Source organism: Bradyrhizobium sp. LeoB3 (assembly GCF_055456055.1).
This window is the reverse complement of sequence record NZ_JBVBEF010000007.1, coordinates 1-21,420: the sequence shown is the minus strand read 5'-3', so window position 1 is coordinate 21,420 and position 21,420 is coordinate 1. Positions and strand designations below refer to the sequence as shown.

16 protein-coding genes are annotated in these 21,420 nt (G+C 58.4%); 13 read left to right on the top strand and 3 right to left on the bottom strand.

The annotated features are described in order from the left end of the window. Positions 1–19 precede the first annotated feature (19 nt). From ACZXDY_RS08125 to ACZXDY_RS08085, 9 genes are all read left to right on the top strand, one after another. Positions 20–2,170 (top strand): peptidase domain-containing ABC transporter, encoded by a 2,151-nt coding sequence (locus ACZXDY_RS08125; RefSeq protein WP_464345194.1) that lies wholly within the window; start codon positions 20–22, stop codon positions 2,168–2,170. After that, the gene (locus ACZXDY_RS08120; protein ID WP_464345120.1) at positions 2,167–3,585 is read left to right on the top strand and encodes an HlyD family type I secretion periplasmic adaptor subunit; all 1,419 of its coding nucleotides are present in this window, start codon (positions 2,167–2,169) and stop codon (positions 3,583–3,585) included. The genes ACZXDY_RS08125 and ACZXDY_RS08120 overlap by 4 nt, the downstream gene beginning before the upstream one ends. Before the next feature lie 64 nt (positions 3,586–3,649). After that, positions 3,650–4,711 carry a Gfo/Idh/MocA family protein gene (locus tag ACZXDY_RS08115; protein WP_464345119.1) on the top strand — a complete coding sequence of 354 codons (1,062 nt, stop codon included), beginning with the start codon at positions 3,650–3,652 and terminating at the stop codon, positions 4,709–4,711. Between the two features lie 51 nt (positions 4,712–4,762). Next, positions 4,763–6,256 carry an oligosaccharide flippase family protein gene (locus tag ACZXDY_RS08110; protein ID WP_464345118.1) on the top strand — a complete coding sequence of 498 codons (1,494 nt, stop codon included), beginning with the start codon at positions 4,763–4,765 and terminating at the stop codon, positions 6,254–6,256. A 41-nt stretch (positions 6,257–6,297) separates the two neighbouring features. Then, positions 6,298–6,801 carry an acyltransferase gene (locus ACZXDY_RS08105; protein WP_464345117.1) on the top strand — a complete coding sequence of 168 codons (504 nt, stop codon included), beginning with the start codon at positions 6,298–6,300 and terminating at the stop codon, positions 6,799–6,801. 132 nt (positions 6,802–6,933) lie between these two features. After that, a complete protein-coding gene (locus tag ACZXDY_RS08100) occupies positions 6,934–8,043 on the top strand; it encodes a DegT/DnrJ/EryC1/StrS family aminotransferase (protein ID WP_464345116.1) in 1,110 nt (369 codons plus the stop codon). A gap of 75 nt (positions 8,044–8,118) precedes the next feature. Next, on the top strand, positions 8,119–9,111 hold the full coding sequence (locus ACZXDY_RS08095) for an NAD-dependent epimerase/dehydratase family protein (protein ID WP_464345193.1): 993 nt from the start codon (positions 8,119–8,121) through the stop codon (positions 9,109–9,111). A gap of 231 nt (positions 9,112–9,342) precedes the next feature. After that, positions 9,343–10,203: a glycosyltransferase family 2 protein gene (locus ACZXDY_RS08090; RefSeq protein ID WP_464345115.1), complete on the top strand. Its 861-nt coding sequence runs from the start codon at positions 9,343–9,345 to the stop codon at positions 10,201–10,203. 60 nt (positions 10,204–10,263) lie between these two features. Next, the gene (locus ACZXDY_RS08085; protein WP_464345114.1) at positions 10,264–11,403 is read left to right on the top strand and encodes a DegT/DnrJ/EryC1/StrS family aminotransferase; all 1,140 of its coding nucleotides are present in this window, start codon (positions 10,264–10,266) and stop codon (positions 11,401–11,403) included. Positions 11,404–11,521: 118 nt separating this feature from the next. On the opposite strand, the gene ACZXDY_RS08080 is transcribed toward ACZXDY_RS08085, so the two are convergent. Beyond that, positions 11,522–12,799 (bottom strand): glycosyltransferase, encoded by a 1,278-nt coding sequence (locus ACZXDY_RS08080; protein WP_464345113.1) that lies wholly within the window; start codon positions 12,797–12,799, stop codon positions 11,522–11,524. 251 nt (positions 12,800–13,050) lie between these two features. Here ACZXDY_RS08080 and ACZXDY_RS08075 point away from each other — a divergent pair, with 251 nt between their 5' ends. The 3 genes from ACZXDY_RS08075 to ACZXDY_RS08065 all read left to right on the top strand — a co-directional run bounded on the left by ACZXDY_RS08075 (position 13,051) and on the right by ACZXDY_RS08065 (position 16,575). Next, positions 13,051–14,586: a class I SAM-dependent methyltransferase gene (locus ACZXDY_RS08075; RefSeq protein ID WP_464345112.1), complete on the top strand. Its 1,536-nt coding sequence runs from the start codon at positions 13,051–13,053 to the stop codon at positions 14,584–14,586. A 205-nt stretch (positions 14,587–14,791) separates the two neighbouring features. Continuing rightward, positions 14,792–15,853 carry a glycosyltransferase family 4 protein gene (locus tag ACZXDY_RS08070; RefSeq protein ID WP_464345111.1) on the top strand — a complete coding sequence of 354 codons (1,062 nt, stop codon included), beginning with the start codon at positions 14,792–14,794 and terminating at the stop codon, positions 15,851–15,853. Beyond that, positions 15,850–16,575: a polysaccharide deacetylase family protein gene (locus tag ACZXDY_RS08065; protein WP_464345110.1), complete on the top strand. Its 726-nt coding sequence runs from the start codon at positions 15,850–15,852 to the stop codon at positions 16,573–16,575. Before ACZXDY_RS08070 ends, ACZXDY_RS08065 begins: the two co-directional genes overlap by 4 nt. Before the next feature lie 107 nt (positions 16,576–16,682). Here ACZXDY_RS08065 and ACZXDY_RS08060 read toward each other — a convergent pair whose 3' ends face one another. After that, complete coding sequence (locus ACZXDY_RS08060) at positions 16,683–17,906, bottom strand: glycosyltransferase family 4 protein (RefSeq protein WP_464345109.1); 1,224 nt, start codon at positions 17,904–17,906, stop codon at positions 16,683–16,685. A gap of 18 nt (positions 17,907–17,924) precedes the next feature. Then, the gene (locus ACZXDY_RS08055; RefSeq protein WP_464345108.1) at positions 17,925–19,334 is read right to left on the bottom strand and encodes a nucleotide sugar dehydrogenase; all 1,410 of its coding nucleotides are present in this window, start codon (positions 19,332–19,334) and stop codon (positions 17,925–17,927) included. 595 nt (positions 19,335–19,929) lie between these two features. Between ACZXDY_RS08055 and ACZXDY_RS08050 the strand changes: the two genes are divergently transcribed. Then, a complete protein-coding gene (locus ACZXDY_RS08050; RefSeq protein WP_464345107.1) occupies positions 19,930–21,240 on the top strand; it encodes an O-antigen ligase family protein in 1,311 nt (436 codons plus the stop codon). Positions 21,241–21,420: the final 180 nt, after the last annotated feature.

Genomic DNA, 21,420 nt, shown 5'->3' with positions numbered 1-21,420 from the left:
CGTGAACGCCGACGAGACCTTGCGCCCGGCCTTGCGGACAGAACTTGAATGTCTCGCAAAGATCGCCGCCTATCATGGCGTCGATCTGCCGTTTGAGCGGCTCAAGCACAGCTACGCCGTCGACGGGGTCCCTGTCTCGGCAACGCGACTGTTGCGCATGGCGAAGGAAGCGGGCATGCGCGCAACGCGCACGCAGCTTGACTGGGGTGCGCTGTTTCGGTTGGGAGAGGCTTATCCGGCTCTGCTCCGACTTTCGAACGGCAACTGGATCGTCGTTCTCGCGGCAGGGCAGGGAGCCGATGGTGCGGAAGCGGTTAGCGTGTTCGATCCGCTCGCCGAGCGCCGGGACGAGCCTCTGATCGTCGACAGGGATACGTTCTGCGCCCGATGGAGCGGCGACGCCATCCTGATCAAGCGCGAACGGCTCGCGTCGGACCATCGGCCGGCGTTCGGGCTGCGCTGGTTCATCCCCGAACTGGCCCGTCAGTGGCGCCTGTTTGTCGACGTCGCGATCGCCGCCATTATGCTCTATGCACTGGGGCTCGCGACACCGATCTTCTTCCAACTCGTCATCGACAAGGTCCTTGTGCACGAGAGCTTCACCACGCTCTATGTGCTGGCCGCTGGTGCGACTGCCGCGCTAGCGTTCGACGCGATATTCGGCTTTCTGCGGCGCTATCTTTTGCTCTATGCGACCAACAAGGTCGATATCCGGGTGGCAACCAAGACCTTTGGTCACCTCCTTGGCCTGCCCGTGACGTTCTTTGAGCACATTTCGGCCGGCGTGCTGGTAAAGCACATGCAGCAGGCGGCGCGAATTCGCGAGTTCCTGACCGGTCGCTTGTTCCTGACCACGCTCGACGCGCTGTCGCTATTCGTCTTCCTCCCGGTGCTGGCGTTCTACAGCATCAAATTGACATGCATGGTGCTGGCCTTCACCGCCGCGAGCGGTCTGGTCGTCGCGCTGCTGATGGGACCGTTCCGGCGCCGTCTCTATAATCTGTACCAGGCGGAAGGCGCGCGGCAGGCTCTGTTGGTCGAGACTGTGCACGGCATGCGCACGGTGAAGTCGCTGGCAATGGAGCCGCTGCAGAGCAGGGTCTGGGACGATCGCTGCGCGCAGTCGGTGACGATGCGGTTTGGCGTCGAGAAGATTTCTGCCGCCGCCCAGTCGATTACCGGATTTCTTGAGAAGATGATGACGCTCGGCATCATCTCGCTCGGGGCGCTCGACGTCTTCAGCGGCGAGATGACCATCGGCGCGCTGGTCGCCTTCAACATGCTGGCAGGGCGCGTGTCGGGACCGCTGGTCCAGTTGGTGACCATGGTTCATGAATATCAGGAAGTCGCTCTGGCGGTGAAGATGCTGGGCGAGGTGATGAACCAGAAGCCCGAACGCGATGGTAATCGCGAGGGGCTGCGGCCCGACTTCGCCGGCAAGATCGAGTTCGAGAATGTCTCGTTCCGTTACGGATCGGAAGGCGCGCCGGCGCTGGACGACGTCTCGTTCTCAATCGCCCCGGGATCGATATTCGGGATTGTCGGCCGAAGCGGCTCCGGCAAGACGACGCTAACGCGGCTCATTTCCGGGATGTATCCGGTGCAGCAGGGTCTGCTGCGCGTTGACGGATACGACTCGAGGGAGCTCGATCTCGCTCACCTGCGCCAAAATCTCGGATTGGTCTTGCAGGATAATTTCCTGTTTCGCGGTACAGTTCGCGACAATATTGCCTGCGTGAAGCGCGATGCGACCTTTGCAGAGGTCGTCCGCGCAGCCCAGCTCGCAGGGGCCGATGAATTCATCGAACGGCTCCCGCGCGGTTTCGACACCATGCTCGAGGAGGATGCCTCGAACCTCTCGGGCGGGCAGAAGCAGCGCCTCGCGATCGCCAGGGCGCTGATCGTCAATCCACGCATCCTGATTCTGGACGAGGCAACAAGCGCGCTCGATTCCGAAAGCGAGATGATCATACGGCGCAATCTGCGCCGTATCGCCGAGGGGCGCACCGTCATCATCGTCTCGCACCGGCTGTCCATGCTCGCAGACGCGAACCAGATACTGGTGATCGACCGAGGCCGAATCGTCGACGTGGATCATCACGACCGGTTGCTATCGAAGTGCATGATTTACCGGCATCTCTGGAACCAGCAGACGAAGCAGATCGCATGACCAAGCCCGAGAAATCACGCGGCGATGCAAACGCTCTGGTGCGGACGACCGATCGCCGGCGGCGCCGGCTATTCCGGCCCAACAGCCGCCGGCCGCCAGTAGTGACGGAATTCCAATCCGACGCGATCGAAGTCGAGCATCGGGCGCCGCCGCGGATCGCCCGCGTGACGCTCTATTGCGTTCTGGCTCTGATACTCACCGCGATCGGCTGGGCGGCAGGATCGCAGGTCGACATGATCGTGACGGCGCAGGGCAAGCTGGTCACCACACGGCCCAATATTGTCGTCCAGCCGCTCGAGACCTCTGTCATCCGCGAGATCCACGTCAGGCCGGGCGACCGGGTCAATCGCGGCGACCTGCTGGCGACGCTCGATCCGACATTTTCGCAGGCGGATCTCGACCAGTCGAGCAGCAAGGTCGCCGTCTTCAATGCGGCAATCAACCGTCTAAGGGCTGAACTGGATGGCAATGAATATCTGGTCGGCGACTCCGTCAACGCCGAAGAAGTGCTGCAGCGCAAGATGTTCCTGCAGCGCAAAACTTTCTATGATGCCCAGATGCAGAACTACGACGCGCAGATCGCGTCGGCACGTGCCAACTTGAGGACTGCGCAAAACGAAGAGACTGTGCTGGTTCAGCGGCTCGAAACGATGAATTCGATCGAGACCATACGCACGAAGGCGATGGAGAAGGAAGTGGGCTCCAAGCTCAATTTGCTGCTCTCGCACGATGCTCGCCTCGATGTGGAAAGCAATCTGGCGCGCGTCCGCGGCAATATCGCCGACAATGCGCATCGCGTCGAAAAATCCCAGTCGGATCAGAAGGTCTTCGCAGAGGATTTTCGCAAGACGTCATATCAGGATCTCGTCGAAACGCTGGCGAAGCGAGATAGCGCTGCAGAAGACCTCAAGAAGGCCGAGCTCCGCCGGCAGTTGATCGTGCTGAGGGCCCCGGCCGACGCGATCGTGCTTGAGATCGCCAGCCGAACCATCGGGTCGGTCGTCCGCGAGGCGGAGACGCTGTTTGTGCTCGTTCCCCGCGATGTCCCACTGCAGGCCGAGGTCAATGTCGAGGGCAGGGACGTCGGCCAGATTTCCGTCGGCCAGCCCGTTCGGATCAAGTTCGACGCTTTTCCATTCCAGAAATACGGGACAGCCAAAGGCGAGGTACGCGTCATCAGTCAGGACGCGTTCTCGCCGGATCCCAAAGTCGAAGGTGCGCACCGCGCGACCGCCCCCTATTACCGCGTATTGGTCGATTTGTCCGACACGCACCTTCGGCTGCCGGCGGAGCGCGCCCAGTTTATCCCTGGCATGGCGGTGACTGCCGAACTGAAAGTCGGGCGGCGCAGCGTAATCTCCTATTTCCTCTATCCATTACTTCGCGGGTTCGATGAAGCTATCCGCGAATACTAGTTGCAGACACAGGTTGCATAACATCGGTCATTTCTAGTCGCATCTAATAAATCGAGGATATTTCATGCAAGATAGTCGCGTTGGCATAGGCGTTGTAGGATACGGCTATTGGGGGCCAAATCTTGTACGCAACTTCGTCAGCAACCCATCCGCTCGCCTCGTTGCGATCGCCGATCTCGATCCGGGGAAGCTTGCGGCGAGCACACGCCTCTACCCGGGCGTAGCTACCACTGACCGCTACGAGGACTTGCTCAGGGATCCGAGCATCGATGCGATCGCGATCGCCACGCCGGTCCGAACGCATTACGAGTTGGCGCTCGCAGCCCTCAAGGCCGGCAAGCACGTTCTGGTAGAGAAACCGCTGGCGCCAAGCGCGGATCTGGTGCGTCGACTTATCGACGAGGCCGATCGGCGAGGGTTGACGCTGATGGTCGACCACACCTTCCTCTATACGCCGGCGGTTCAGAAAATCCGCGAACTGGTGCTTAAGGAAGAACTCGGCGAGATCTATTATTACGACAGCACGCGCTCGAGCCTTGGCCTGTTCCAGAGCGATGTGAACGTCATATGGGACCTTGCGGTCCATGATGTCTCGATCATTCAGTATATCTTGAACGAGGACCCCGTGGCTGTCTCGGCGACGGGATCTTGCCATGTGGCCGGCACGCCGGAGAACATGGCGCATATCACGCTGTTCTTCGATAGCAAGTGCGTGGCTCATGTCAGCGTCAACTGGCTCTCCCCCATCAAGGTCCGTCAAACTTTTGTCGGCGGCAGTAAGAAGATGATTGTCTATGACGATCTCGAGCCGACCGAGAAGATCAAGGTCTACGATAAGGGCATCACGTTGAGCGAATCATCCGAGAAGGCGCATCAGTTCCGAATCGGCTACAGAGCCGGAGATATGTGGGCGCCGAATATTTCCACCAAGGAGGCACTGCAGAGCGAAGTAGAGCACTTCACCGATTGTGTGCGTACTGGCAACCGGCCGGTTTCCGACGGCCTTTCCGGGCTGCGGGTGATCGAGGTGCTCGAGGCCGCGTCGCGTTCAATCGCCGAGCAGGGGAAGCCTGTCCTGCTGCAGCGGCGGAGCGGGATCAGAGAGGGCGTTAGGGCGACGGCTTGATGACGTGCAGCAGGTGAAACAAGCTGGCTATAAGCCATCGATTGGTTCGCGATGAGCACCGTCCAACGTTCTATCCTGTTTTCCGCGATCGAGCGCTATGCGAGCCTGTTGCTATTCCTCGTCTCGACTGCGGTTCTGTCCAGGCTCCTCACTCCCAAGGAGTTCGGGATCTACGCAGTCGTCGGCGCTATCACCTCGGTAGTTGCGGGCTCGTCTCAAGAGTTTGGTGGCGCCAATTATCTCATCCAGAAGGCGTCGCTATCGGAAGAAAATACCCGAACCGCGTTTACGATCACCTTTGGTCTCTCGGTCGCGATCGGTGCGGCCCTTTACTTGCTGGGTGACGTATTGGGGACGCTGTTCGGCGAGGACACCTTAAAGGCTGGCATCGCAGTCGCCGCACTGAACTTCGTGATCACGCCATTCTCGATGACGATCATCGCGCTGCTCCGTCGAAATATGCAATTCGGCGAGATTGCCACCAGCAACTTAGCAGGAAATTTTGCGACCGTTGTCACGTCGATAGCGCTGGCGGCGATGGGATACAGTTACCTTGCGCCGATCTGGGGCATGATCGTCGGAAGTGTCGCACAGACGGCGTATTTGATCGCAAGACGCCGTGATGTGCGAATATTCATCCCATCGTTGACCGGCTACCTGGATGTGGTTCGGTTCGGCCTCTACTCGAGCGGTGTTGTCCTGATCAACCTGGTCTACAATTCAGCGCCTCAAGTGTTTCTGGCTCGCGTATTGGATTTCGCTGCCGCAGGCTTGTACAGCAGGGCTACCAATGTCACTCAGGTCTTCGACAAGCTGGTCATTCAGGTCGTCAGTCCCGTGATCATGCCAGCCATTTGCGGGCAGACAAACGCTGGGGGAGACCTCAAGCGCATTTATCTCCACGCGATCTCGCTCCTCAGCGTCCTGCAATGGCCATTCCTAATCCTGATGGCGGTGATGGCGAAACCGATCATCTCCGTTTGGCTTGGACAGTCCTGGCTTGAGGTGGTTCCGCTGGTTCGTGTGCTGTGCCTTGCCTATCTTTCGCTGTTCGCGGCCTGTCTTACGTATCCCGTTCTCGTCGCCGCGGGCAGCGTACGCGACGCGCTGATTTCGTCAATGATTTCCTTGCCGCCGTCATTACTGCTGATATGCGGCGCTTCGTTCTTCGGTGTTGAAGCAGTAGCAGCGGCGACTTTAGTAACGTTGCCGTTCCAGGCCGCTGTGGCGATCTACTTCGTCGGCCGGCATCTCGATCTGCGGGCGACCGACATTGTCCGCGCAACATGGAAGAGCGGCATCGTGGCTCTGTGCAGCGGGGCTTCGGCAGCGATATGGGCGCCACTTGTCGATTACGGTGTTATCGGATCCGTGGCCGGCATTTTTGCTGCCTTTGCGATGGCAGCGGGAGCGTGGCTTGCCGCACTGATTGGTGTGCAACATCCGTTGTTGCCGCTTGTAAGGACCGAGGCCGACAAGGTGCTATTTAGAGTATGGCGCTTGAAAAGGCCCCGTCGTCGGTCCTGCCGTCCGATCGGATCGTGACGCTTGTTGAGGACGCTTTTTGACGCTCAGGAGAAGGTGTGATGCCCATTGCCAAGGACGTGCAACTCGGTCGGGACGTCCGAATATTCCATCCGGATCTCGTCAATCTCTACGGCTGCTCGGTCGGCGACGACACGCGGATCGGAACTTTTGTCGAAATCCAGGTGGGCGCGAACATCGGCGCACGTTGCAAGATTTCCTCGCACAGCTTCATCTGCGAGGGCGTGACCATCGAGGACGAGGTCTTCATCGGCCACGGGGTGATGTTCACCAACGACAAATATCCGAGAGCAACCACGGAGGACGGCAAACTCCAGGGGCCCGCGGATTGGAAGGTGGAACCTACCCGCATCGGCAGAGGCGCATCCATCGGTTCCAACGCCACTATTCTCTGCGGCGTCACGATCGGCGCCGGGGCTATCGTCGGTGCCGGCGCAGTGGTGACGAGGAACGTTCCGGCGCGGGTTGTCGTTGCCGGAGTGCCGGCGCGACCCATCTCGTCCGACGAAACCCGTCGCAAGGTGACCAGCGCTCCCGGCCGTTAATCAATCGTCGCATTAAATGCAAATAACATGCGGAAGACTATTCTAATTGTGCTTATTATATGATTTAATGTACTCGTAAATAAATAATTTAAATCGATTTACGGGTCGGCCCGACCCTAAGAGGACAGCGTCTTGGTACCTTTTCTGGATCTGAAAGCCCAATATCGCGCGATCAAACCACAAGTCGATGCCGCGGTCGCCCGTGTCATCGAGAGTGCCCAGTTTGTGCTGGGGCCGGAGGTCACGACCTTCGAGGATCGCTTTGCAGCCTATTGCAGGGTCGATCACTGTCGTGCGGTCAACAGCGGGACTTCGGCCTTACACCTTGCGTTACTCGCGGCTGACATCGGACCGGGCGATGAAGTGATCACGGTGTCGATGACGTTCGTCGCCACGACCGCAGCGATTCTGTACAGCGGAGCCAAGCCGGTCTTCGTCGATGTCGATCCGGTCACGTGGACGATGGACCCGGCCTTGATCGAAGCCGCCATCACGCCGCGAACGAAGGCGATTCTTCCTGTGCACTTGCACGGACTGATGGCCGACATGGATCCAATCGTGGAAATCGCGCGCCGCCACGGACTTGTCGTCATTGAGGACGCCGCGCAGGCGCATGGCGCCGAATATAAGGGCCGGCGTGCCGGCTCCATTGGAGACCTCGGCTGCTTCAGCTTCTATCCCGGTAAGAATCTGGGCGCGTATGGCGAGGGCGGGGCAGTAGTCACCAACAACCCGGACCTCGCCCGACGAATCTCGCTGCTCCGCGATTGGGGGCAGGAATCCAAATACAATCACGTTGTTCCAGGCTACAACTTCCGCATGGACGGTATTCAGGGCGCGGTCCTGAACGTCAAGATGGAGCACCTTGAGTCCTGGACAGAGGCGCGCCGGGCGGTGGCCTCGCAATATGATCGACTGCTCGCGGAATTTCCGTTCGAGGGGCCGCAACCACCGATTCACAGCCGGCATGTCTATCACGTCTACGCGGTCAGACTTCCTCGCCGCGACGCCGCGCTGAAGGTTCTGCACGACGGAGGGATTGGCGTCGGCATTCACTACCCCGTTCCTGTTCATCTGCAGAAGGCCTACGCGAAACTTGGCTATCGCGAGGGCGGCTTTCCCGTGACGGAACGACTAGCCAATGAATTTCTATCGCTTCCGATTTATCCGGAATTGCAGCCTGGCCAGATCTCGGACGTCGTTGCTCAGCTGCAGAAGGCCGAACTCCTCGAGGCCGCTTAAGGCATCTCGGTCGAAGCAGAGCGTCTTGCATGTCGGCTTGCCGAGCCCAACAAACAGGAGAGCATGTTGGCTGATCTGAAGGGGAAACGGATTCTGGTTACGGGTGGGGCCGGTTTTATCGGCTCGCACATCATTGACGTGCTGTGCGACGAAGGGTGCCTCGAAATCGTTGCGCTTGATAACATGGTGAGAGGACGGCCAGAAAATCTTCAGCGCGCCGCCTCGCGCGGTCCAGTGCGCCTCGTCCACGGCGACATCCGCGATGGCAAGCTCATGGAGGCGCTGGTGCAGGCGGCCGACATCGTTTTTCACCAGGCCGCACTCCGCATCACCCACTGCGCCGCCGAGCCGCGCTTGGCCATGGAAGTCATGGTCGACGCGACGTTCGATCTGCTCGAATTGTGCGTCAAGCACGATGTCGAAAAGGTCATCGCCGCTTCCTCTGCATCGGTGTACGGCATGGCGGAAGAGTTTCCTACGACGGAACGCCAGAATCCGTACAACAACCGTACCCTTTATGGGGCGGCAAAGGCCTTCAACGAAGGGCTGCTCCGCACCTACAACGACATGCACGGGCTCGATTACGTCGCCTTCCGCTATTTCAACGTCTATGGCGAACGCATGGACATCCATGGCCGCTACACGGAGGTGCTGATCCGCTGGATGGAGCGGCTGCAAGCCGGCCTGCCGCCGATCATCTTCGGCGATGGCCAGCAGACGATGGATTTCATCCACGTTCGAGATGTCGCCCGCGCCAACGTTCTGGGCGCAAAAGCGAAGATCTCGGACCAGGTGTTCAATGTGGCGAGCGGTACCGAAACCAGCTTGTTGCAGCTCGCCACGGCCCTTGCTTCTGTCATGGGGCATCGCGACCTGGCGCCGGAATTCGCGCCGGAGCGCTCGGTCAATCCGGTACCGCGGCGTCTGGCCTCGACCGCGAATGCGGAGCGCCTGCTCGGCTTCCGCTCGAGCGTGACGCTCGAACAGGGACTGGCCGATCTTGTGACATGGTGGCGAGACGAGCGCGGATCGTTCGCGGTCCGTCAGAAAGAAGCGGTGGCATCGTGATGCCGATCGCACTGCCGCTGGTTGCCGATGAAGGGGCGGATGCGGCTGTGCTGTCGCCCCCAATCTCGCAAGGCCGGCAGGCGCCACCTCCGAGCATGATTTGGCCGCGCTTCATCTGCCCTACGCCTGCGCAAGGTCATGGCCCTGTGAGGTTGAAGGACTGCCATGAGGCTGCCGAACCTGTGACAGCCTCAAGGATGTACCCAAATTGATTTTCCAACCCGGCTAGCCATGATTTCGATCGTCGTTCCGGCCCATAACGAGAGCTCCGTGATTGCACGGACGCTGAGCCAGTGGATCACCGACCCGGCTTCGGACGAGATCGGCGTGGTCATCGTCTGTAACGGGTGTACAGACGACACGGCGACCGTCGCCCGGGGCTTCGGTCCGACCATTCATGTTATCGAATCAGATATCGCTAGCAAAACTCACGCCCTAAACCTTGGTGATCAAGTCTCGGGCGCGTTTCCGCGGATCTACGCTGACGCCGACATCGTTATTACCGTAGATGCCATTCGAGCTTTGGCCCGACGCCTCGAACAAGGCGACGTTTTGGCGGCGGCACCTACGGCCGACATCAATCTGACCGGCTGCTCCCGGGCAGTCCGCCAATACTACGGAATTCGCTCAAAGCTACCGTCTTCGCGCGAGGGAATCGGGGGCTCCGGTGTCTACGCCTTATCCGAAGCAGGGCGCATGCGATTCGGCCAGTTTCCAGACGTCATTGCGGATGACAACTATGTTCGCCTTCAGTTCAGACCAGAAGAGCGGGTAACGCTGCCCTACGCGAGGTCCACGGTATTTCCCCCACGCACTCTGGTGCAGCTGATTGCGGTCAGAACGCGCATCTACCGGGGAATGTTCGAGCTTACGCAGCGCTTTCCCGAACTGCGCGCGAACAAAGCGGAAGCCAATAATCGGACCCTCATCGCACTGCTTAAAGAGCCTGACTTGTGGCTCGGATTATTGATCTATTTCGGTGTTAACATTCTTGCCCGGTGCAGGGCGATCATGGCTTCCCGAAGCGGGGCTCATCTCTGGCATCGCGACGAGACTTCTCGCGCGGCGCTATCCGCAGATTCGATCAAGTGAGAGTGCAAGCTCGGTGAATAGAAACTTCAATATTTCCAGCAAACGAGAGGCGCTGGCTCCATGATTCCGATCGCAAAGCCGTGTCTTGACGAGACCGAAGCCGACGCAGCACGCGATGCCGTTCTCTCCGGCTGGTTGTCCCAGGGGGCACAGGTGAGCGCCTTTGAGCGCGAGTTTGCCGTATTGGTTGGCGCACCACATGCCTGCGCGGTGTCAAACTGCACGACTGCGCTACATCTTGCAATGCTTGCGCTGGATGTCGGGCCTGGCGATGAAGTCATCACGGCAAGCCACTCTTTCATCGCAAGCGCCAACAGCATCCGCTATTGCGGCGCGACGCCCGTATTTGTTGATATCGATCCTGCCACCTACAACCTCGATCCAGGATGCGTCGCCGACGCGATTACCGGACGCACACGGGCAATTCTGGCCGTCCATCAGATGGGAATGCCGTGCGATCTGACCTCGCTCCTCGCATTGGCAAACCGCCATGGCATTGCCCTGATCGAAGACGCCGCCTGCGCGATCGGCAGCCAGATCAACGTTCATGGCCGGTGGGATTTGATCGGTAAACCGCAGGGAGCGATGGCGTGCTTCTCCTTCCACCCTCGCAAGGTCATCACGACAGGCGAGGGTGGAATGTTAACGACGTCCAATCCCGATCAGGATCGTAAGCTCAGGCTCTGGCGTCAGCACGCAATGGACGTACCCGACACGGTGCGGCACGGCTCACCGCAAGTCATCTTCGAGAACTACCTTTTCGTTGGCTTTAATTATCGGATGACGGACGTTCAGGCTGCCATCGGACGAAGGCAGCTTGAGCGGCTTCCTGATCTGATCGCGCGTCGGCGCGCACTCGCGGTCCGGTACGGCGAGCTGCTGGGCAATCTGGAAGGATTGACCTTGCCGTACGAGCCGGAGTGGGCCCGCTCTAACTGGCAGAGCTACTGCGTGCGCCTTCCGGATCGGGTCGACCAGAAAACAGTGATGCAGAACCTTCTCGATCAAGGCATTGCCACGCGGCGCGGTATCATGTGCGCACATCGCGAGACGCCGTATGCGAGCAATGAGCAGCGCCACGATTTGCGTCAATCCGAACTCGCCCAGGATCACTCGATCCTGCTTCCGATCTACGCGCAAATGGTCGAGCATGATCAAGTGCGGGTCGCGAATGCGCTGAGATCCGAACTGGGATACTGAAAATCGTCCCGCTTCTCATCCGCGGCAGCGACATCACCGTCTGAGTGGATCGTAGCGATCGCACCTGGCTCGCACTGGCGGATCGGTTCACATGCGGTGCAATTTTGTGCTCGCTCGTTCACCTGACAAGGTCAACATCGTTGCGTTTGCCATTCGCGAGCACTGCGGCGATGAGGTCGCGGGCGTTGCTGTCGTCGGTCGACGCCTTACCCACCCATTGTTGATACTTTCGCCCTATCTTCCTGCCGACCAGTCCAGTGACGACATGCACGAGGTCCGAAAGCACGCGCGCAAAAGGTGTAGGGCTCCGCATTGCTGACGAATATAGGTTCTCCATGACTTCGGCCGCATGGTCCAGACTAAATCGCTGCTCAGTCAGCCGGCGGCCAAGAAGTCCCAACTCGCTACGCAACTCCGGTGACCTGACAAGCCGCTCAAGCGCCATGCGCAGCGCCAGCGCCCCGGCCCCGAGCGAACCGGAGCCAAGACCATACCATCCTTGCTGCAAAAAGAGCGGCACGCTTTCGGGCGTCACCAACTCGCTGAAGCCTTCCTCGCCGATGACCACAAGGGGCTTCCCGAAGGCCATTCCCCGCAGTGCCGAGCCGCCCTGGCCGATGATAACATCCGCCGCGGCATAGGCAGGGCTGGGATCGGCCATCTCGCCTGTCATCAATACAGCCCGGTAGCCGGCTGACGCGTTGACCTCGGCGGCACGTCTGGCCACCTCATCGCGCGCGCGGCCGTCACCGGCGATCATCAGCCTCACCGGATGGCCCGTAGCCACCAGTTCACGAACCGCATCGCACGCTGTCAGCAGACCCTCGAGCTTGAGGTCCGGCACCAGCCGGCAAACCGCGGCTATAAGGACCTCATCGGGTTGGACGCCCCACTCGATGCGAAAGCGCCTCCCGTCGACCGACGGATTGTCGGCTTTTGTGTCCACTGGCGGTTCCAGCAACTCGACATGCCGGTGCCCGGCAGTAACCGCTGCCCGACGGATGAACTCGGTCCCTACCGTCAATGGCACGTTGCGGGGCAAGAATGACGCCACTGACATCGACATCACGGTTCCCACGACGGCAGTGCGATGGGACATCCTCCCCGCGAGAAATGCCTCAATGATGGGGGGCCACTCATGCCCGTGCACTACGTCGATGCGGCGATGCCGTACCAGATCGACGATTGTGCGGATCACTTTCGGAGATGGCCGTCCCCAACGCGGTGGGACCTCGACGTGCTCGAGCGCCATTTTCTTCACGCGTTCCACCAGCGGGCCTGCTTCCGAAAGCACGATCACTTCGTGCCCTCGGTCCCGGATCGACCCGGCCAGTTGAATAGCGTTGAGCTGTGACCCTCCCACCTCCATGGAATGCGGGTAGAGAAGCACCTTCATATTCGCCCCTTCATGCGAGCCAGAATGCCGGGGACAGCCGACACGTTCCTTGACGTTCACTAGAATGGAACGGGTCAGCTGCGTTCTGTCATAATTAATACCAGCTATTAAATTAGCGATATGATCATTTTTTAGAAGTAAATCAATCCATCTTCTATTATATTAGTTAAATACGGTTTGTTTCGGACTGCCAGTAATAACGGGCGTAGACGGCGAAGGAGTCTTATCGTGGTCCGACTTTGGAAGAAGGGATGATTTTGCCAATGACTGCGCTTTCTGAGAATGGCCGGACAGCGCCGCTTAGCGTTCTCGTGGCGCTGGCGAGTTATGGCACTTCCAACGACCGGTACCTCGAGCGACTGATTCGTGAATACCGGTCGATGCCATTTAACGTCGACATCGTTATCGTCTCGAATATCGACAAGTCCGCTCTAGGCGTCGAATGTCGCGTTGGCATACCAACCAAGAATCCTTGGTCGCTGCCCTTCGCGCACAAGAACCTGTTCGCAGAGCGCGCCAGCAACTACGACCTATTCGTGTACTCCGAGGACGACATCCTGATAACCGAAAGGAACCTTCGGGCTTTCCTGGATGTCAGCGCGGCTCTTCGCCAGGACGAAATTGCCGGCTTCTTGCGAATAGAGAGAGGTACGAACAGCGAGGAGAGCTATCCTGACATCCATGAGAATTTCCATTGGGATACGACCTCGGTCCGCTCCAGAGGCCGGTACACTATCGCCCACCTCACCAACGAGCATGCGGCTTGCTACGTGCTTACACGCGCTCAACTTAGGATCGCGATCCAGTCGGGCGGTTTCCTGGTGGACCCTCACGAGGGAAAATACGATCTTCTTTGCACGGCGGCGACAGATCCATACACGCAATGTGGTTTGAAGAAGTTTGTTCCGGTGTCTCACATCGACGACTTCACCGTTCATCACTTATCAAACAAATATGCGGGTCGGATCGGCATCACCGCGGCCGAACTGAGAGATCAGACCGAGGCGCTGCTTCGGAGTCCCGCGCTAAAAACACCACGTCCGCTGTTCAACACCGAGACGAAATTGAAGCGCGGGCTCTACTCCAAGGATTACTATGAGCCCGTCAGTGAGGACATCATTTCTGCAATTCCGCGAACGGCGCGGAATGTCTTGTCTATAGGATGCGGATCGGGAGCGACGGAAAAAAGACTGGTCGAGCGAGGACTGCGTGTCGTTGCAATGCCGTTGGACCCAGTTGTCTCCAACAGCGCCGCCGCTCGTGGCGTCGAAATGATCCATGGAGATATCGACGAGATCGGAAAGCTTACTCAAGGAGAAAAGTTTGACTGTGTCCTGTGCTTGAACGTCCTGCATCTCGCGCATGATCCCGCAACAGTTTTGTCCAGTCTTAGGGACTGTATGTCCGACAATTCGATTGTGATCATTCAAAGCCCGAGCATGCTGTCTCTTCGAAGCATTTTACTGACGTTCCGAGAGATGCCCGTTCTTCAGCTGGGAAAGGATTACTCATCGACAGGGATGCATATCAGCACTGCTCGCCGCGTTAGGAATTGGTGCGCCAGGTCAGGGATGAAGGTGGATTGGACGATCGGAATCTTGAACCGTCAGGAAACAAGCAGGTTTGGCAGAATCACTTCCGTCGTCGGTGAGTTCCTTCCGGCTTCGTTCACAATCCCGATTTCAACATCGATCGTCGTCGCGGCGAGGTTGTCGGACGAGCGCGGTCGGATCGCATCGGAAGAACCTTCGCACCCTCGACACAAAGAAAGCTTGGTTGTCCAATGACGGCGCGAACCGAGCGGCTCACGTGCCAGCTGGTCCACATAGCTCATGAGCCTATGACTCTCCGCATTGGTCGAGGTTGCCACTTCTGCAAGGGAGCAAAATGAATCGTAGCCCTATCTCCGGCAGACGGGCGGCCCGACGGATCGCAATCGCCACGATTGGCGATGCGAGCGAGGTAAGGTTCTGGTCCGGCACCCCCTTTCACATGTCCAAATCGCTCGCAAACGAAGGTCATGAGGTGGTCCATATTGGTCCCCTGAACGCACCGCTCCTGCCTCTTTACAAGACGTATTCCAGACTTTGCCGCACCTTTCGCAGGCGGGGCCTCTCCCCATTCCATGCGGGGCCTGTTGTTGCACAGTATGCGGCGGACGCGGCACGCAAAATCCGCGCTGTCTCGCCCGATGTCGTCTTTGCGCCCGCCGGGTCCAACTTCGCCTGGAATGTGCCTGAAGGCGTTCCCCTCGTCTATGCGTCCGACGCGACCTTTCGACTTGTCGAGAACTACCATCCCAACTATCGGAACCTGTCGCGTAACGCTCGGGAGATTGCTGAACGCCTGGAACGCAACACGATCGCGCGCGCGGATCTGGTCCTCTACCCCTCGGAATGGGCCGCGGAATCTGCGGTTAGGGACTACGGCGTCGACCGTGCGCGCGTGCATGTCATTCCGTGGGGGGCCAACCTCGAGGAAGCGCCGGATCGTACCTCTGTGCTGGGCCGCCGCAAGCCAGGTCCGTGCCGGCTCCTCTTCATTGGTGCCAACTGGAAAGAGAAGGGCGCGGACATCGCGGTCGCAACCCTCGCTGAACTAAGGGGCAGGGGCGTAGACGCTGAGCTCGTGATCTGCGGATGCACGCCGTCCAAACCTGTCACCCAGGATGGCCTAACAATCATTCCTTTCCTCAATAAGAACGATCGCGAACAGCGCAATCGACTGGATCAACTCTATCGCGACGCGGATTTCTTTCTGCTACCGACCCGGGCAGATTGCTACGGTATCGTATTTTGCGAGGCTGCGGCCCACGGCGTACCGAGCATCGCGCCGGCCACGGGTGGCGTGCCCGGTGCTATCCGCGATGGGGAGACAGGCATCTTGTTGCCGCCGGATGCGACGAAGGAGGACTATGCGACGGTCATCTCCGAGACCTTTGCATGCCCGGAACGGCTGGCACGCCTGAGACAATCGAGCCGCGACGCTTTCGAAGTCCGGCTGAACTGGCAGGCCTGGAGCCGTCGTGTCTCAGATCTGATACAAACTCTATGATTGTTCTGAACTATCACGAGCTGGTGGAAGCGTCGCCTTCGAATGCGTGGTGCCTGACGCATGAAACATTCGATGCGCATCTCGCGCTTTGCGGGGACAGGCTAGTCTCGCCTCAGTGTTTTCTGGAGTATTGCCCAGATCCGAAAGCCAGCCGTACTGGCTCGGTCCTGCTGACCTTCGACGATGGATGTCTCTCGGACTACACGTATGTCTATGCGCGTTACGTGAAGACCGGCCGGATTCCGGGTTTCATATCCTTTATCCCGGTGGATTTTGTGGGCTCGCCGGGACGTATGAGCTGGGAGATGATTGAGGAACTTGGCAGGAACGGCGTTGCGATCGGCTCCCATGGCATGGCCCACGTCGATTTGACTACTGTCTCGGACGTCGAACTCGGTCGCGAGCTTACGGTGTCGAAGTCGATGCTGGAGGATCGCCTCGGGCAACAGGTTACTCTTTTCGCCTTCCCATACGGGCGCTTTTCCCGACGGGTTTGGGACGCGGCTCTGAAGGCCGGCTACACGCACCTCTTTACAATCCAGCTTGGTTATCATCGGGGATTTGAACCTTTTCTCTATTCCCGCCTATGTCTGACGAACAACATGGATGCGGACTACATGCGCCAGCACTTGCGCGATCCGGATGCGATGCGTGGTGTAGCCTGGAGGGTCAGCACAAGGCTGGGGCTCTATCGCCAACTGATGCGCTGGCGGCATCGATAAGCCGAGCCTTCCCAAAGCCGGCAATAACAAAGACAGTCAATTTGACTCGGTCAGGCCTGCCGGAAGCTGGGACGCGGAATCGTGGTTCTTTCGAGTTGGAGAAAGCGCTATTTGAAAAGAGCGTCGTAAGCCGCAATCAATTTCGGCTCTTCGTGCTCCCACGACAGCTCGTCGCGCACACGCTTGCGTCCGTACATACCCATCTCGCGGCGACGATCTGGGTCGTCGATGAGTTCGAGGATCTTGTCACCAAAATCGGCCGTGTCGGGGTTGCGCGCATAGAGAGAAGCAGACTGGGCCGACACCCGTCCTTCGACCAGATCAAACTGCACGATCGGCTTGCCGAGCGCCATATACTCCATGATCTTGTTCATGGTGGACATGTCGTTCATCGCGTTGGGACGATCCGGATTGACGCAGACGTCTGCAGTTGAAAGCACCTTGAACAGCGTCGTGTCGTCGACCCTGCCGGTGAAAGTGACAAATTCCGAAAGTCGCATCCGCACACATGTCTCTTTGAGCTGCTCCAGGCTCGGCCCTGCGCCCATGATAACGAACTGGATGTCGGTACGTTGACATGTGGACGTGATGTGCCGAACCGCCTCTAGCAGAAGGTCAATGCCTTCCTGCTCCCCGATCACGCCGACGTAGGCGACCAGATGCGGCCGGCCGTTGCGCCATGTGTTATCGGGGGCGAGCTCACGCACGCGCGCGAGATTTGGCCCCGAGCGGACGACAAACACGCGACCGGGTTCCATCTTGCCGCGTTGGACCGCGACGTTGGCGTAGGACCGGTTGGTGGCGATGGAAATGTCGGCCAGGCCAAAAGTCAGGCGCTCGAGAAAGACAAGCACCCTCCACATCGGTCCGCGATGTCCAAACTTTGCCTCGAACAGCTCGGGGTTCAGATCATGATGGTCAAATACGAACTTCTTGCCGAACAGGTACTTGTAGAACGCCCCGACCAGGAAAATGAGATCTGGCGGATTGCAGGCGTGAATCACGTCGAAACCGCGCCCCCAAAACACCTTGAGCGAATAGGCGAACTCCCACCATAGCGCGCTGCTGTATTCGGCAAGATAGCCGAGCTTGCCCTTGGCCTCGATTGGCAGCGGATGGCGGTAAACATCGATGCCGTCGATCGATTCGAACGGAGTTTCTGCGAACGGTCCACGGGGACAGATCACCGAAACCTCGTGACCTGCCCTGTGCAATGATTGCGCCTCCGCCCAGACCCGGCGATCAAACGGAACGGGAAGATTTTCGACAATGATCAGGATTCTCCGCCGGCGTACGCTGCGCGTCGCCTCAACGACCGTTGCCAGTGTCATGATCGCTGTCCCAGCGACTTACCAACAAATGCCGCGATAGTCGTCTGCGGTCTGCTTTTCCGGCGAGATGCGTACAAGATCGATGATTACTTTGTCATGGCCGTTCAAAACCAATGAGTTCTTCAGAAACTCCTTGCGGTTCCCCACGACGAGAACGTCGGCAAAGGCGGCGACGTCGCTCATTTTCTCCCGAAGCAGACAGGCAATGTGCGGCAGGCGACTTGTCAGGTGATCCCTGTTGACCCCCGTGAGCTGAGACAGGCGAACGTTCGAGTCATAGATTGCGAGCTCGTAGCCGCGACCGATCAATCTTTCGGCAATCTCGAGCATCGGACTGTAGCGCAGATCGTCCGTGTCCGGCTTGAAGCTCAGCCCGACGAGTCCGATGCGCCGTTTCCCGGTCGCGGCGACAAGTCGGAAAGCGCTGCGAATTTGGTTCTCGTTCGCCTGGAGCACGGCGTCGAGCAGGGGCGTGTCAACGTCGACATTTCGTCCTGCATAGCGCAAAGCGCTCACGTCTTTTGGCAAGCAGGACCCGCCAAATGCAAACCCCGGTTTGAGGTATGCCGGCGAGATATTCAGCTTCTTGTCGGCGACCAGGACGTTCATGACTTGGTGGCTATCGACGCCCATCGCCTTGCAAAGCAATCCCATCTCGTTCGCGAAGCTGATCTTGGTCGCGTGCCAGGCATTGTTTGCATATTTGACTGCCTCGGCGGCCCGAATTGACAGGACCAGGGGCGTTACCGCGAATCGCTCGTGAATTTGCATGAGGCGCCGAAGCGTAAGCGGATCATCGTCGACGCCAATGACGATGGTTCCAGGATCATCGTAGTCCGCTATGGCCGTTCCCTCCCGCAGAAACTCGGGCAGATAGGCGACCCCGAAATCTTGCCCCGCTTTCTTGCCGCACGACCGCTCCAGAATGGGTATGACGATGTTTTCCATCGTGCCCGGTAGCATCGTCGAGCGCACGACGACGGAATGGAAGTTCGTGGTCTTGCGGATGCTTTCTCCAATCTCCTGCGCCACCCGCGTCAGGAATGATGTTTCCAGTGATCCGTTCTCCTGCGAGGGAGTTCCAACGCAGACCAATGAAATGTCTGTCGACGAGACGGCGGCCGAGGAATCGGTGGTTGCCTTGAGCCGGCCGGCGCTGACTCCGGAGCTAATGCTTTCAGCGAGCTTTGGCTCTATGATTGGCGATAGTCCACGGTTCAGGACATTGACCTTGTCCTGATTAACATCGACCGCCACGACGTCATGTCCGTCGCGTGCGAGGCAGGCTGCCGATACTGTGCCAACATACCCGATCCCGAAGACGGAGATCCTGTAATTGCTTGCGCTCCTTGAGCGAATCTTCGCGTTTGTTTCGAAAACTGAGCTGCTCAATGCCGAGCGGAACTGACCGTCAACGAATGTGTCCATGTTTAATCTCTAAGACCCTAGGTGTCGGTTAGTTAAATGGAGTTGAATTATATATTTAAATGCGATAAATAAATCAACTTGAATTTAATGTCCGAATTTAAATATTGAGGCGGTGTTTGCGCATGGCAAATTGAGCTGCTGTTGGCCTTCCGAGATATTCCCACGTCGCTTGATTTGCCTGGCTCTCCCGGCCCCGCCGGGTCCCCCGCGATGTCCAGCCGCTCGAGATGGCGGCTATCACGTCGGCTCGATGCGGCTCTTGCGAGCGTGACCGCCAATCGAGCATGCGGTGCAAGCCGATCGAGGTCCCCTCAGTGGGGGTCCCGCAATTCCTAACGGAGTAGCTACAGTGCGATGTTTGACTGGACGGAGACGAACCTCATGCCGGTCGGCGACAAGATCATCGTGGCGGTCCCTCGCAGGGAATCGCGATGTCACCGGGTCGGCGTCATGGATGGCAGATGCACGCAGTGGTTGTAGTTTCGGTCATCTGCGGTGCCATACTCGAGGACGTCCAAAACTTTCGCTGTATCGGCCGATCTGTGGGCGCTAGTTTTGCATCAACGCGGCAGCATCCAATAACGGACGGAACCGAGTGGAAAGCATTGCAAGAAAAGCGTCTCGCGAGGTCGGAGGCTCGTCCGCGGGCGCGCTAGCCGCGGCGATGGGACCTGCGCGGGGCCTGAAGATCTCCCCATTCATTCCAATCTTCGTTTTTGCGTTGGCCCTGCCGTTTCATTTCTACGTCGGCCCGATACGTTTGTCTCCCTACCGGCTGGTGCTGGTGGTGACCTTCATTCCATGTTTGTTGGCGTGGTTATCTGGATCGATCGGGCGAATACGGCTGCCGGACATACTAATGCTTTTGGCGGCGATATGGGGCGCGGCCATATTGATAAGCCTGCACGGCCTCGACAAGGGTCTGCAATCCGGAGGCATATTCGTTATAGAGACATTCGGAACGTTCCTTTTCGCAAGGCGGTATATTCGAGATGTCTTCGCGTTCGAGCGCATGGCGAGCGCCCTGATGCTTATGGTCGTCCTTCTTCTTCCATTCGCTCTATACGAGAACGTGGCTGGCTCGCCCATCCTGATTGAATTGTTCGGGAAGATATTTCCCGTTTACGATATCGTTGGCAGCGAAGCTCGATTCGGGCTTAGACGAGCTCAGGGCCCATTCGAACACTTCATTCTGTTTGGTATCGTTTGTTCAAGTGCGTTCTCGTTGAGTTTCTATGTATCTGGCGCCACCAAGCGTGTGGGGGGCCGATTAAGCTCAGGGTTTGTGACATTAGCGGTCGTTTCCTCCCTTTCCTCAGGTGCTATCCTTTCGATTGTCGTCCAGACAATGTTGATTGTTTGGGATAAACTCACGGATAGCGTGGCGCGACGTTGGGGAATATTGGCCGCACTTGTAATTGCTGCCTATCTCGCCGTGGATTTGAGCTCCAATCGTACCCCTTTTGACGTCTTTATTTCGTACCTGACGTTCAATGCGGATACTTCGTACATGCGGGTGCACATCTGGCACTACGGGACGGAATCCGTGATGCAGCACCCGATCTTCGGAATTGGCTACAATGATTGGGAACGTCCCGAGTGGATGGGCGGCAGCATAGATAATTTCTGGCTGGTCGTTGCTGTTCGCTATGGTATCCCTGGCCTTTTGTTCTTTGCTGGCTGTTTTCTTTCAGTTTGTTTTGGCCTGGGACGACTGAAGAACCTCTCATATCAAGTGGCGCAGTGCCGAAAGGCTCTCACTATCACCCTTTGCGGACTAGCAGTTGCCATCTGCACAGTTCACTTATGGGATGCTCCCTACGTCCTGCTCGTCTTGCTACTCGGCAGCGGCATGTGGATGTTTGAGCGCCGCAACCAGAACAGCCATGGCTTTTCAGGCCTGTAGGCCAGCGAGGGACGCGAAGGCGCTGCCGCCACGGGCGCGCGGCGTTGCCAGATTTTGGCAGAGACGTGTCGGCGGAATCACCCGCCGAGTCGGCCCAGCATCGGTAAGCGTCGTTCTCAGGCCACGGCTTTGAGGGCTTGAGCGCGGTAGGCCCAGGGCAGTAGCTGGTCGATGTCGCGG